Raw genomic sequence first — 12,914 nt, forward strand, 5'->3', positions numbered from 1 at the left:
GAGCCTGGCCATGATCGCCACCGACCCGCGTGACTTTCAGCTCCTCAACGACTTCCAGCGCGGCTTTCCGCTCGCCGCCGAACCCTGGGCGGCGGTCGGCGCGCAGGTCGGCTGCAGCGCCGAAGAGACCATGGCGCGCCTGGCCTGCCTGCGCAACGCCGGCAAGATCAGCCGGGTCGGCGCCGTCTTCGCGCCGCGCCGCCTGGGCGCCAGCACCCTCGCCGCAATGGCCGTGCCGGTCGACGAACTGCCCCGCGTGGCGCGCATCGTCAGCGCCTTCGCCGGCGTCAATCACAACTACCGGCGCGAACACCACTACAACCTGTGGTTCGTCGCCAGCGCCCACGACGAGGCCGCGCTGGCCGCGCTGCTGACCGAAATGGGCGCCGCCACCGGCTGCCCGCCGATCGCGCTGCCGCTGCTCGAGGAATTCCACATCGACCTCGGCTTCGACCTGGTCAATGGCCGGCGCACCCGCCATGCGGCGCCGGCCAGCCCGCGCCAGCCGCTGAGCGACGCCGACTGGCGCCTGGTGGACGCCCTGCACGACGGCCTGCCGTGGGTCGCGCAGCCGTTCCGGGCCCTCGGCCACGCCGCCGGCCTCGGCGAAGGTGTCGTGCTCGACACGCTCGAACGCTGGCTCGCCGACGGCACGCTACGCCGCTTCGGCGTCGTCGTGCGACACCGCGAGCTGGGCTGGCAGGCCAACGCGATGTGCGTGTGGGCGGTGTCGGAGGCGCAAGTCAGCGCCCTCGGCCACGCCCTCGCCGGCCAGGACGGCGTCAGCCTGTGCTACCGTCGGCGCACCGCCCCCGACTGGCCCTACAACCTGTTCTGCATGATCCACGGTCAATCCCGCCCCGCCGTCGAAGCGCGCCGCGCCGAGCTGGCCGACGCCGTCGGCCTGGCCGCCTCCCCGCACGCGGTGCTGTTCTCCACCGACTGCTACAAGCAGTGCGGCGCCCGCTACCAAGCGCCGCAAGGGCTCGCCGCCGCATGAACGCCCCCTCCCGCCGCCCGCCGCCAGCCGTCCTCGACGAACTCGACCGGCGCATCATCAACGCGCTGCAGGGCGGCTTCCCGATCAGCGACGAGCCCTACCGGGAAATGGCCGCCCAACTCGGCACCACCGAGGCCGACCTCCTCGCCCGCCTGCAGCGCCTGCTCGACGCCCACGTGCTAACCCGCTTCGGGCCGATGTTCCAGATCGAGCGCATCGGCGGGCGCTTCGTGCTGGCCGCGCTGGCGGTGCCCGAAGAACGTTTCGACGAGGTCGCCGCGGCGGTCAATGCGCTGCCCGAGGTGGCCCACAACTACCGGCGCGAGCACCACCTCAACATGTGGTTCGTGCTCGCCACCGAGACGCCGGACGGCATCGCCGCGGCGACGGCGCGCATCGAGGCCGCCACCGGGCTGCCGGTGTTCGCCTTTCCGAAACTGCGGGAGTTCTTCGTGGACATGAGGCTGAAGGCATGAGCACGACCCTGCCGCCGGACGATTTCGAGCGCCGCCTGATCATCGCCACCCAGGCCGGCCTGCCGCTGGTGCCGCGCCCCTACGACGCGCTGGCCGAACAGCTCGGCGTGGACGCGGCGCTGGTCAAGACGCGCCTCGCCGCCATGCTGCAGGGCGGGCGCATCCGCCGCATCGGCGCGGTGCCCAACCACTACGCCCTCGGCTACACCGCCAACGGCATGTCGGTGTGGGACGTGGACGACGCCCGCATCGGCGAGCTCGGCGAAGCCGTCGGCCGCCTCGATTTCGTGACCCACTGCTACGAACGTCCGCGCGCCCTGCCCGACTGGCCCTACAACCTGTTCGCGATGGTGCACGGGCGCGACCGGGACACGGTGCTGGCCCACGTGGAGGAAATCGCCACGCTGCTCGGCACCACCTGCCGCGCCCGCGACGTGCTGTTCTCGAGCGCCATCCTCAAGAAAACCGGCCTGCGCATCGGCGGCGACGGCTGAGCCTGCCGGCCAGGCGAACGTAGCTTCAAGCCCGCGCCGGCAGCGCCTGCCTTCAGGCCCACCGTCCAGGCAAACCTTCCCGCAAACCGGCGGGCCGGGCCGATGTCTCCTGAAGCCAGCCCACGGCTGGCGCCCCGGGCCATGCCCGGCCACCGTCAGGGCTGGCGCACTTTCGCGCCGACCCGCGCAAGCATCGCTCCGCAGGGATTGTCACCGCTGCCGGTGTCGCCGATCTGCACGAGGGGCAGCAAGGCCAGCGGCGGCAGCACCAGGCCGAGGCCCACGCTGGCCGCGATGCGGCCGCCCAGCGGCAGCGCCTCCGGCGTCACCGACGGCGCGGCGAAGCTGCCCTCCACCTTCAGCGGCCCGCGCAGGGCCAGCAGGCTGCCGTCCTTGCCGGCGGCGCGCAGGTGCAGGTCGAGGGCCTCGTCGCGCAGGCTGATCGTGCCCTCGCCGCGGATCAGCATGCGCTGGCTGTCCATCAGCAGGCTCTGGGTCTTCAGTACGCCGGCCTGGGCGCGGAAGTCGCCGATCACGCAGCGGATGTCCTCCCGCTGGCCTCCGGCCAGCCAGGCCATCAACCCGTTGGCCACATCCAGGTTAGCCAGGCGGACCAGCAGCAGGCTGGTGCTGCCACCGTTCATCACAAAAGCCGCCTCCCCATCGGCGCTGCCCAGCAGCTCGGCCACCGACACGCCGCGCATGCCTAGCCGGGCCCGCCCACCGAGCAGGCCGGTGGTGAGCTTGCGGGTGTCCTCGGCGGGCATCAGGTCGCGCAGGCGCAGGCGCGAGGCCTGCATGTCGAGGCGTGCCGCCGGCACGGCCTGACGCGTGTCGAGCTCAAGCGAACCTTCCACGCGGCCATGGGCCAGCCCCAGCTTGAGCGGCGCCAAGCTGACCAGGCGGTCGTCGATACGCAGCCGGCCCGCCGCCGTATCGAGGGGCAGGCCGCTGTTGCGGATCTCGTCGGCGACGAATTCCACGTCCACGTTCGCCGCGGCAATCTTCTCCAGACCCAGCGGCCGCGACGGCAGGACCTTGCCCGGCCGCGGCGCGACAACCTGCCCGGATTCGCGGCGGGCGCCGATGAAGCCGGACAGGTCGGCCAGATCAAGGCGGCGGAAACGCAGCGTGCCGGCGATGCGCTGGCGTGGCGCGCTGCGGTCGATGTTCAACGTGCCGGCCACATCGCTGCGCCCGACCCGCCCATCGATGTCGCGGAAAGTCCAGATCTGGTCCTGATGGAACAGGCGCGCCGCCAGCCGGAACGGCGGCGTCGCCGGCAGCGGCACCCCGGTGGGGGAATACAGCTCCGCCAGGCTGCGCCCGGACAGGCTGAAATCCACGTCCAGCCCGGCTAGCGCCAGCAGGTTGGCAACGCGGCCGTTGAGCGTGAAGCGGGTCTCCCCCAGGGAGCCCTTCGCCTCGACCGGGTAGGGCTGGTCGGCACGCTCCAGGTCCAGCAGGCTGCCGGCCTGGCCGTCGGCCTGCACGGCCTGGCCGCGCCAATGGCCGACCACACCGAAACGCACGCGGCGCGCCACCACGTCGGAGGCGATGCTCATCTGCAGGTCGGTCTGCAGCGACGGCAGCCTGGCCCCCACATCGCCGTCGCGGATCAGCAAGGTGCCGACGCGCAGTCGCGGCGCGACCGGCGTGGTATCGGCATGGGCGCCCAGCCGCCAGTTGCCCTGCCCGTGGGCGTCCTCCTCCAGTTGCAGGCGCGGCCCGTCGATCTCCAGGCGCGGCAGCACCAGTTCGCCGCGCAGCAAGCGGATGAGGTCCACGCTCACCGCCACTTCCCGCACCGTCAGCATCTGCGGCGCCTTGCCCCAGCTCGCGTTGTCCAACTGCACGTCGCCGGCCGACAGCGACGGCGTCAGGCTCCACAGCTCCACGTCCAGCGGCCCGGCGATGCGGAAGCCGCGCTCGAGGCGGGCCGACACCATCTCGCCGATGGGCCCGCGCAGCATGTTCCAGTCGAACAGGAACATGCCCAGCAGCGCCATCGCCAACACCGCCAGCCCCCACCGGCGCCGTCGTCGGCGCGGCGGCGGCGCATCGTCACGTCGGGCTTTCGTCATATCCGTTTCCCCTGTCCCGTCCCACCCGCCCCACCCATCCCACCCGGCCGCAAGGCGGCCCGGCAGGAACCGTCACACCGTCGGCACTGTCCGACATGCACGCGCAGGATGACGGAAAAGCCCGCCCTGCGCTCCCTCCAGCCGGCCGGCCGTAGAAATCATGCCCAATCCCCTTTCCAGCGGAAAATCCCGTTTCGCCGACCTGCGCGCGCACATGCGGGCCCTGCGCTACTGGCCCTTCGCGCTGCTGCTGGCCGGCTGCACCATCGTGCTGACGCTGCTGGCAACCAGCCGCGACCACTCCCGCCTGGGCCTTGAGGCCGTCCACACCGTACAGGAGAACCGCGCCCGCCTGGACCGCCTGGACCTGCTGCTGCTGACCGTGGTGGATGCGGAAAGCAGCGTGCGTGGCTACATACTGACCCACAATGACGACTACCTGGAACCCTACCGGGACAGCGAGGCCCGCGTCGGGCGCCTGCTGGCCGCGATGGAAGCGGACTTTCCGGCCGGCGGCGGCGACCGCGACGAGTTCGAGGTGCTCAAGAAACTGGTCGCCCTCAAGCGCCGGCACCTGGCGCGGGCCGTCGCCTCCGGCGCCATCGAGGACAGCGCCAACGCGGAGCAGGCCGGCCCCGGCAAGGCCTTCATGGACCAGATCCGCCTGTCGATCACCGCGCTGCACGAACGCCGCGCGCTCAGCAACGCACAGCTGACCCGCGACTCCCTGCAGCGCCTGGAGCACATGCAAACGGCCGTCACGGCCCTCTCCGTCGGCGCCCTCGGGCTGCTCATCATGCTGTTCGGCGTCCAGCAGCAGCAGGCCCGCCTGCGCGCCCGCATCGCCCAGCTGCTGGCCGACGAGAACAGCATGCTCGAATCGACGGTCAGCCAGCGCACGCGGGAGCTGAGCGACCTGGCCAGCTACCTCACCAATGCCCGCGAGGCGGAGCGCGGCCGGCTGGCGCGGGAACTCCACGACGAGTTGGGCGCCCTCCTCACCGCCGCCCGCATGGACGCGGCATGGCTGCTGCGCAGCCTCGGCCCGAGCGCCGGGCAGGACATCCGCGACCGTTTCAAGCGCCTCATCGACACCATCGGCTCCGGCATCACCCTCAAGCGGCGCCTCATCGACGACCTGCGCCCGCCACTGCTGCAGGGCCTCGGCCTGGTGGAGGCGCTGCGCGCCCTCGCCGACGACTTCAGCCGCGAAGTGCCGGTGGAGCGCCTGCTGCCCTACACCGACCCGGAGCCGACCGAGGACCAGGCCCTGGCGGTGTTCCGCATCGCCCAGGAAGCCTTCACCAACATCCGCAAGTACGCCCATGCCGCCCACGTGGAACTCGGCCTCGACGTGGTGGACGGCGAGCTGCAGCTGTGGATCCGCGACGACGGCGTCGGCTTCGATGCCGACTCGCCGATGCTTAATCGCCACGGCCTGGCCGGCATGCAGCACCGGGTGCAGATGTTCGGCGGCCGGCTGGCGGTGACGGCGGCACCGGGCCAGGGCTGCACGATAGAAGCCTGCATGCCGCTGCAACCCCGCCCGGCCTGACACGGCGGCGTGCCGCAGCGGCCCCCCGTCACGCCACCATCAGGCCGTGCTGCAGCGCGTAGGCCGCCAGCTCGGCGTTGCTGGCCAGGGCCAGTTTTTCGAGCAGGCGCGAACGATAGGTGCTGACCGTCTTGACGCTCAGGTTCAGCGCCTCGGCGATGCCCGACACCGATTCGCCGCGGGCCAGCCGCAGGAAAACCTGCAGTTCCCGCTCCGACAGGCTCTCGTGGGCCGGTGCCGTGCTCTCCCCGGCCAGGTCGTCGGCCAGCAGCTCGGCGGTGCGGCCCGAGATGTAGCGCCGCCCCCGCGCCACCGTCTGGATGGCCTTCAGCAGCTCTTCCCGTTCGCAGTCCTTGCACAGGTAGCCGTTGGCCCCGTGGCGTAGCATTGGCAGCGCATAGCGCTCTTCCGGGAAACCGCTGAGCACCAGCACCTTCAGGTCGGCATGGCGCTGGCGCACGACGCGCAGCACATCGACACCGCTCTTACCGGGCAGGGACAGGTCGAGCAGCAGCACGTCGCACTCGTGTTCGCGCAGCTTCTCCAGCGCCTCCTCGCCGGAGGCTGCCTCGAAGGCAATGTGCACGCCCAGCTCGTCCACCAGCATTTCCCGGAAACCGGCACGCACGATGCTGTGATCATCCACGATGGCCAGGCGGAGCATGGCGTCCTTTCTGCACATTCGACAGTTTCCATTGTAGCCAGCCCACAGCAACGGCACAGCCCGCGGACTCCGACATGCTTGCCAGCGCAGTCCTACACGCCCTTCCGCCCTTGTCGGACAGCCCGCCGCGCAAACGCCGCATAGAGTGGAAACCGTGGAAGCGCGGCAGTAGCGGCCGCCTCCCGGACATACCCACTCGATATGCAAGGAGAACAGCCATGTACAGCAAGCCCTTCACCCGACTGCTCGTCGCCACGACGCTGAGCCTGGCCGCCGCCGGCTTCGCCCACGCCGCCGAACCCCAGCCGGTGGTCCGCGACACGGACAAATCCGCCGCCGCCCAGTTCATCGACGACGCGTCGATCACCGCCAACGTCAAGGCCCGCCAAGCTGAGGACAAGACCGTGCGGATCACCGCGATCGGCGTCGAGACCCACAACGGCGTCGTCCAGCTGTCCGGCTTCACGCCGTCGGCCAAGGAGAAGATGCGGGCCGAGGAAATCGCCCGGAACACCCAGGGCGTGAAGGATGTCCGGAACGACATCATCATCCAGCGCTAAGCGCGGCGGCCGGCCAGCCCGGCCGCGTGCCGCCCTCCGTCCCGTTCTTACTGGAGACGACCATGACCCACGCCACTTTCCCCCGCCTTGAACGCGGTCACGCCTGGGCGCCATCCGGCGAATGGGACTGGACCGTGCATGCCAGCCTGCTCGGCAGCCTGCTGCTGTGCGGCGGCATGTTGTTCGGCAACAGCAACCACTTGCCCGCCACCGCCACCAGCCAGCCGGAGCCCTGCGTGCGCAACCTTGGCGCGGTGTACCGCATGCTCGGCCCGTCCACCTGGGCCGTGCTGCAGGAATGCCGCGCCGCTGAAGCCCCGGCCCCCGAAACCCTTTACTGAGCGCCATCATGGCCACCGCCCCCAGGCCCGTGCGGGTCGTGTTGATCGAGGATTCGGTCGCCCTGCGCGACCTGCTCGCCGAGATGCTGGCGGACTCCGGCGGCGTCGAGATCGTCGGCTCCGCCGACAACGAGCCGGCGGCCATCGAGCTCCTGCGCCGGCTTCACCCCGATCTGGCGATCATCGACCTGGAACTGCGGGGCGGCACCGGCCTCAAGGTGCTCGCCGCGCTGCAGGGCATGCCGGCCTGCGCGGAGATGCCACGGGCGGTGGTGTTCTCCAACCACACCCATCCCCTCGTCCGCGAGCGCTGCCGCATGCTCGGCGCCCAAGCTTTCTTCGACAAGTCCTTCCAACTCGACGAGCTGCTCGCCTACGTGCACGCCGCCGCCAACAAGCCCGATACCCGCCCCTGCTGATCGGCACATCCCCGCACCTTCAGAGGAATGGATGCCGCGGCCCCCGCCGGGCCGGCACGTCTCCCTGTGGGGGCGAGTTCATTCGCCCGCAGCCGGCTCGATGCAGGCCATGGGCAAACCAACTCGCCCCCACGGCTTTTCCGCGGCACACCCTGTCTGTCCACAAGAAAGCGCCAGCGACTCACCGGACGCTGGCGCCTCGTACCTTCCACAGCCTGGGGCGGCCGTGCCGCCCCAGGCTGGAAGCGTCACGGCTTGACGACGATGTCGTTGATCACGCCCTTCACGCTCGGCGTGTTGCGGGCAAGCTCTTCGGCGCGGCCGCGCTCGACGGAGGACTTGGCGAAGCCGGACAGCTGCACGACGCCCTTCAGAGTTTCCACCCCGACGGCCATGCCGCTGACCTTCGGGTCCTCGGCAAGCTTGGCCTTGATGCGGGTCGTGATCGTCGCGTCGTCCAGATATTCACCCACAGTGGATTGTTCGCGGGTCACCGCGCAACCCACGGCGGTGATGCCCAGCAGGCCGGACAGTGCAAGCGTGGCGATGGTGTGCTTCATTGCTGCCTCCTTGGAATGTGGCATCGCGGAGCGGGCACCGGATGTGCGCGGCATGCGATGTCGATCAGGGTGACTTGAATATAGGCGCCCGACATGGCCGCGCCCTGTCCGACGCAGCCGATAACGGTGTAGGAGGAGTCCTGCCTGCGCGGCTGCCGGCCGCGGCCCGGAAGGCGCCTAAGCGGCCGCAGGGCCACCTTCGAGACACTTCACCAGCGTGAAGACCGCCCGGTGAGTTGGCACGTCGGCCCCCTGCGCCGCCGCCATGAGCAGCAGCGTGCCGGTGATCGCATCGATCTCGGTGCGCCGGCCGGCCAGCACGTCCTGCAGCATGCTGGCCCGGTTGCCGGCGGTGGCCGTTGCTACGGCATGCACCCGCGCCCGCGCGGCCTCCGCGTCGAGTTGCAGGCCGGCTGCACGCAGCACCGGCCAGGCCTCGTCCACCAGCGCGTCGAGCAGCACCCGGTGCGGCGCCTCCAGCAGCGCGCCGTTAGGCACCCGGAACAGGGCCGCCAGCGGGTTGATGGCCACGTTCACCAACAGCTTGGCGAGCCGCGCCGCGGCGATGTCCGGCTCGACGCGGGCACGGAAACCGGCTGCCGCCAGCGCCGCCGCGACGGCCTCGAAGCCCGGCGGCACGAGGGTTTCCCCCGCACCGGACGGCGCCACGCGGGCGCCGTCGCGGAAGGCGCCTTCGGTGGTGATGCCCTGGTCGGCCGGGATGTCGCCACAGCCGGCAGCCAGCACCTCGCCGGTCAGGCCGTTCTGCAGCGACAGCACGCCGCGCGGTGCCATCGCCCGCGCCGTGCGGGCCGCATCCGCGGTGTCGGCGGCCTTGACGAGGACCAGCACCCAGTCGGCCGCGGGCGCGTCCTCCGGCGCGAAAACGTCCGGCACGTAGCACTGCGTGCCGACATCCACGCCAGCCCGCAGCGCGGCCGCCCGCTCGCGGTTGCGCGCCACGATGGCAACCGGCCCCTGCGCCGCCAGGCGGGCCGCGAAATGCAGGCCCAGCGCACCGGCACCGATGATCGCCAATGGAAAACGGGATGCGCCCATGCCGCTCAGTGCCCGGACGACGGGTCGAGGCTGGGCACCGTCGGCGGCGGCGCTGCCGGTGTCTCGGCGGGCGGAGACGGCGGCGTGCTGTCGGGCGGCGTCTCCGGTTGCGCCGGCACGGGCAGCGGCTCGTCGGGCCCCGGTACCGCGGGCAGCGGCGGCGGCGCCTCCGGTTCGACCGGCGTGATGCGGTGCGTCGGCGCCTCGGGCGCCGGCTCGGGACGCTTGAACAGGCCCTGCCACCAATCGCTCAGCCCCGTCGCCAGCCATTCCCAGGCCCGTTCCAGCAGGCCCGGCTGGGCCTTCGACTCGAAGCGCTCCTTGGGATCGATGAGGCGGGTGCGCAGCGCATAACTGAACGTGTCCCCGACGATCGGCAGCGCGCTGTGGGCGCCCTGCCCCCAGTAGTCGCTGCGCAGCGTCACCCGGTTGTCGTTGAAGCCGACCCAGGCGCCGGCCACCAACTGCGGGTGCATCAGGATGAACCAGCCGTCGGTGTTGTCCTGGGTGGTGCCGGTCTTGCCGGCCACGTCAGCGCGGATGCCGAACTGGTTGCGGATGCCGACGCCGGTGCCGCGGTTCACCACGCCGCGCATCACGTCGAGCAGCATGTAGGCGGTGGCCGGCGGCAGCACTTCCTGCGGCGTGGCCGAGGCGAACTCCTCCAGCACCTTGCCCTGGCTGTCCTCGACGCGGGTCACCAGCATCGGCTCGATGTAGCTGCCGCCGTTGGCGATACTGCCGTAGGCGGTGACCATTTCCTTCAGCGTCACCGGGCTGGTGCCGAGGGCCAGCGACGGCACCTCCTCCAGCGCGCTCTGGCGCACGCCCATCGCCTTGGCCAGCTTGGCGACGCGGGCCGGGCCGACCTTCTGCATGAGCTGGGCGGTGATGGTGTTCTTGGAATAGGCCAGGCCGTCGCGCAGGCTCATCGCCTGCCCGCTCGGCGCCCCATCGTCGCTGGGCCGCCACACCTCGCCGCCGGGCAGCGGAATCTCGACCTCCTGGTCGACAATGGTGTCGTCCGGGCTCATGCCCTTGTCGAAGGCCGCGCCATACACGAAGGGCTTGAAGGTCGAGCCGGGCTGACGGCGCGCCTGGGCCACGTGGTCGAAGGGGTCCTGCACGAAGTCGCGGCTGCCGACCCAGGCCCGCACCTGGCCGTCACGCGGGTCGAGGGCCATGAAGCCGACCTGCACGCGGGTCTTGTCGCGGCGCAGCGCGTCCATGAAGGCGCGGTCGGCGCGCAGGCGCTTGAGGGCATCCTCCGGCGTCTGGCCGGCGGCCAGCGCGCTGCGGTACTCCTTCGACTCCCTGATGAAGGCGTCCACCAGCTCCGGGCTGCCGGTCCACCCGCGCCGGCCGCTCCATGCCTGGTCGGCCAAGCCCTGCAGCTGCCGGCCGCGGCGCTGCACGGTCTGGTTGGCCTGGGCCTGCAGACGGGAATCGATGGTGGTGCGCACCACCAGGCCGTCGGCGTAGACGTTGTAGTCGTTGCGATCGGCCCAGGCGATCAGCCACTTGCGTAGTTGCTGGGCGAGGTGCGGCGCGGCGCCGGGCGCCTCCAGCTGGCGCTCGAAGTCGAGGCGCAGGGGTTTCTTCTGCAGCGCGGCCAGGCGGTTCTCGTCGAGCTTGCCGTGCTTGGCCATCTGCGCCAGCACGGTGTTGCGGCGGTTGGCCGCGCGCTCCGGGTTGATCACCGGGTTGTAGTAGCTGTTGCCCTTCAGCATGCCGACCAGCGTCGCGCTCTCCAGCACGTCGAGGTTCTTGGCCGACTTGTCGAAGTAGGTCCGCGCGGCCATCTCGATGCCCCACGCGTTGTAGAGGAAGGGCACGGTATTGAGATAGGTCTCGAGGATCTCGTCCTTGGAATACAGGGCTTCGATCTTCAGCGCGGTGATCGCCTCCTTCAGCTTGCGGGTCAGCGTCGGCGCGCGGCCGATGTCGTCGGGGAACAGGTTGCGGGCGAGCTGCTGGGTCAGCGTCGAACCGCCCTGCTTGTCGCCGGAGAAGGTGCGCAGCGCGGCGCCGCCGAGGCGGTAAAAGTCGATGCCGTGGTGTTCGTAGAAGCGGTGGTCCTCAGTGGCGATCAGCGCCGCGGTGACCTGCGGCGAGATGTCGGCCAGACCGACCCACTGGCGGTTGGCCCACTTGAACACCGCCAGTTCCTTGCCGTCCGCCGACAGCACCCGCGCCGGCTGTTCCACCTTGGCCTTGCGGATGTCGCTGATGCCCGGCGTAAAGGGGATCAGGATCAGCGCATAGGCCAGCAGCAGCGCCGGCGGTGCGGCCACGGCCAGCAGCACGCCACGGCGGGTGGGGTGGCGCAGACGTTCGAGGAGGGGACGGACGCGGGCGACGGCCTGCGTCAGCAAGGCGGAAAGAGCGGGTAGCGGCATCAGGGGCGAATCACGGACTGTGCTCGGGTGGAACGCGTTGTAACACAGATCGGGCACCCTCTCGCCGCAGATGTGTAGCGGAAATGCGGCACCAGCGGGCACGCCAATCGCCCCCGTGGCGGCCCGGCACAGGCGGAATCCCGCGCCCGCGGAGAGCACGCGGCGTACATTCCGCTAGCGCGGCGGCAAACGTTTTGTTGCAAAACCCAACTTGAGTCCGGCGCCGTGCATCCCTATTTTTGCGACGTACACGGTACCGTCGGTCGACGATGCCCTCGGGCGCCCCACCGCGCCCCCGCGAACCTGGAACGACAGGAAGGAAACCTCGATGTCCCGAAAAACCCTGATCGGCCTGATGATGCTCGCCGCCACCACCTTCATGAGTGGCGCCGTCCTCGCCGATGAACCCAGCCTGCACCAGGTTTACCAGGCCGCCGAAGCGGGCAAGCTGGACGAAGCCCAGTCGATGATGCATCAGGTACTGCAGGCCCACCCCAACAGCGGCAAGGCCCACTACGTGGAGGCCGAGCTACTCGCCAAGCAGGGCCAATTGCACAAGGCCGAGGGCGAGCTGGCAACCGCCGAGAAACTGGCCCCCGGCCTGCCCTTCGCCAAACCCCAGGCCGTGCAGGAGCTGAAAGGCATCCTCGGCGGCAGCCACAAGACGACGGGAGGTGGCGCCAGCGCCGCCCCGTTTCAGCCGGCGGCACCCGCCGTCGCCCAGTCTTCCGTCCCGTGGGGGCTGCTGCTGACCGGCGTCGGACTGATCGCCTTCATCGTCTTCGTGGCCCGCTTCATGGCGCGCCGTAATGCGCAGCCCGCGATGGGCGGCGCAGCCTACGGAGGTGGCGGCCTGCAGCCCTACGGCGCGGGTGGTGCCCCCTATGGTGGCAGCGGAGGCTATGCCGGCGGCTACGGCGGCGCCCCGGCCCCCAGCCAGCCCGGCCTCGGCTCGCAGGTGATGGGCGGCCTCGCCACCGGCGCGGCAGTCGGTGCCGGCATGGTGGCCGGCGAAGCGCTGATGCACCACTTCCTCGACAAGGACGGCAAGCCCGTCCAGCGCGACTCCGCCGTGTCACCGGACAACAGCAACCTGGGCAACCTGGACCTGGGCACGCCGGAAGTCGACCGCAACGACATGGGCGGCACGGACTTCGGGATCTCCGACAATTCGTCGTGGGACGACAGCTCGGGCGGCGACAGCGACTGGAACTGAGCGCTCCAAGGGCCAGGCTGTGCCCTGCCCGCCCTTCACGGGGACAAGGAAACCCGGGGCGACCCGGCGTTTCCTTGAGGGGCATGC

At 70.7% G+C, this 12,914-nt stretch carries 13 protein-coding genes; 8 read left to right on the forward strand and 5 right to left on the reverse strand.

The genetic code is table 11. The features are described 5' to 3' along the window. Window positions 1-10 precede the first annotated feature (10 nt). The 3 genes from ahbB (AC3QL2_RS10135) to ahbB (AC3QL2_RS10145) are packed head-to-tail and all read left to right on the forward strand — an operon-like array spanning window position 11 to window position 1,970. Window positions 11-1,000 carry a siroheme decarboxylase subunit beta gene (ahbB, locus tag AC3QL2_RS10135; protein WP_493233447.1) on the forward strand — a complete coding sequence of 330 codons (990 nt, stop codon included), beginning with the start codon at window positions 11-13 and terminating at the stop codon, window positions 998-1,000. Beyond that, the gene (locus AC3QL2_RS10140; protein WP_493233449.1) at window positions 997-1,476 is read left to right on the forward strand and encodes an Lrp/AsnC family transcriptional regulator; all 480 of its coding nucleotides are present in this window, start codon (window positions 997-999) and stop codon (window positions 1,474-1,476) included. Before ahbB (AC3QL2_RS10135) ends, AC3QL2_RS10140 begins: the two co-directional genes overlap by 4 nt. Next, a complete protein-coding gene (gene ahbB / locus AC3QL2_RS10145; protein WP_493233451.1) occupies window positions 1,473-1,970 on the forward strand; it encodes a siroheme decarboxylase subunit beta in 498 nt (165 codons plus the stop codon). The genes AC3QL2_RS10140 and ahbB (AC3QL2_RS10145) overlap by 4 nt, the downstream gene beginning before the upstream one ends. 155 nt (window positions 1,971-2,125) lie before the next feature. Here ahbB (AC3QL2_RS10145) and AC3QL2_RS10150 read toward each other — a convergent pair whose 3' ends face one another. Further along, window positions 2,126-4,054 (reverse strand): AsmA family protein, encoded by a 1,929-nt coding sequence (locus tag AC3QL2_RS10150; protein ID WP_493233453.1) that lies wholly within the window; start codon window positions 4,052-4,054, stop codon window positions 2,126-2,128. 160 nt (window positions 4,055-4,214) lie between these two features. Between AC3QL2_RS10150 and AC3QL2_RS10155 the strand changes: the two genes are divergently transcribed. Then, window positions 4,215-5,609: a CHASE3 domain-containing protein gene (locus tag AC3QL2_RS10155; protein ID WP_493233455.1), complete on the forward strand. Its 1,395-nt coding sequence runs from the start codon at window positions 4,215-4,217 to the stop codon at window positions 5,607-5,609. A 28-nt stretch (window positions 5,610-5,637) separates the two neighbouring features. Here AC3QL2_RS10155 and AC3QL2_RS10160 read toward each other — a convergent pair whose 3' ends face one another. Beyond that, on the reverse strand, window positions 5,638-6,273 hold the full coding sequence (locus tag AC3QL2_RS10160) for a response regulator (RefSeq protein ID WP_493233554.1): 636 nt from the start codon (window positions 6,271-6,273) through the stop codon (window positions 5,638-5,640). A gap of 218 nt (window positions 6,274-6,491) precedes the next feature. Between AC3QL2_RS10160 and AC3QL2_RS10165 the strand changes: the two genes are divergently transcribed. The 3 genes from AC3QL2_RS10165 to AC3QL2_RS10175 all read left to right on the forward strand — a co-directional run bounded on the left by AC3QL2_RS10165 (window position 6,492) and on the right by AC3QL2_RS10175 (window position 7,593). After that, on the forward strand, window positions 6,492-6,833 hold the full coding sequence (locus AC3QL2_RS10165) for a BON domain-containing protein (RefSeq protein WP_493233457.1): 342 nt from the start codon (window positions 6,492-6,494) through the stop codon (window positions 6,831-6,833). Window positions 6,834-6,895: 62 nt separating this feature from the next. After that, window positions 6,896-7,174 (forward strand): hypothetical protein, encoded by a 279-nt coding sequence (locus AC3QL2_RS10170; RefSeq protein WP_493233458.1) that lies wholly within the window; start codon window positions 6,896-6,898, stop codon window positions 7,172-7,174. 8 nt (window positions 7,175-7,182) lie between these two features. Next, the gene (locus AC3QL2_RS10175) at window positions 7,183-7,593 is read left to right on the forward strand and encodes a response regulator (protein WP_493233460.1); all 411 of its coding nucleotides are present in this window, start codon (window positions 7,183-7,185) and stop codon (window positions 7,591-7,593) included. A gap of 248 nt (window positions 7,594-7,841) precedes the next feature. Here AC3QL2_RS10175 and AC3QL2_RS10180 read toward each other — a convergent pair whose 3' ends face one another. The 3 genes from AC3QL2_RS10180 to AC3QL2_RS10190 form a co-directional block, all read right to left on the reverse strand. After that, on the reverse strand, window positions 7,842-8,153 hold the full coding sequence (locus AC3QL2_RS10180) for a BON domain-containing protein (protein ID WP_493233461.1): 312 nt from the start codon (window positions 8,151-8,153) through the stop codon (window positions 7,842-7,844). A gap of 177 nt (window positions 8,154-8,330) precedes the next feature. Next, on the reverse strand, window positions 8,331-9,212 hold the full coding sequence (locus AC3QL2_RS10185) for a ketopantoate reductase family protein (RefSeq protein ID WP_493233463.1): 882 nt from the start codon (window positions 9,210-9,212) through the stop codon (window positions 8,331-8,333). A gap of 5 nt (window positions 9,213-9,217) precedes the next feature. Then, the gene (locus AC3QL2_RS10190; RefSeq protein ID WP_493233464.1) at window positions 9,218-11,611 is read right to left on the reverse strand and encodes a penicillin-binding protein 1A; all 2,394 of its coding nucleotides are present in this window, start codon (window positions 11,609-11,611) and stop codon (window positions 9,218-9,220) included. Between the two features lie 328 nt (window positions 11,612-11,939). Between AC3QL2_RS10190 and AC3QL2_RS10195 the strand changes: the two genes are divergently transcribed. Further along, window positions 11,940-12,827: a tetratricopeptide repeat protein gene (locus AC3QL2_RS10195; RefSeq protein WP_493233466.1), complete on the forward strand. Its 888-nt coding sequence runs from the start codon at window positions 11,940-11,942 to the stop codon at window positions 12,825-12,827. Window positions 12,828-12,914 lie beyond the last annotated feature (87 nt).

The organism is Zoogloea sp. GW822-FHT05C07, from assembly GCF_058800215.1.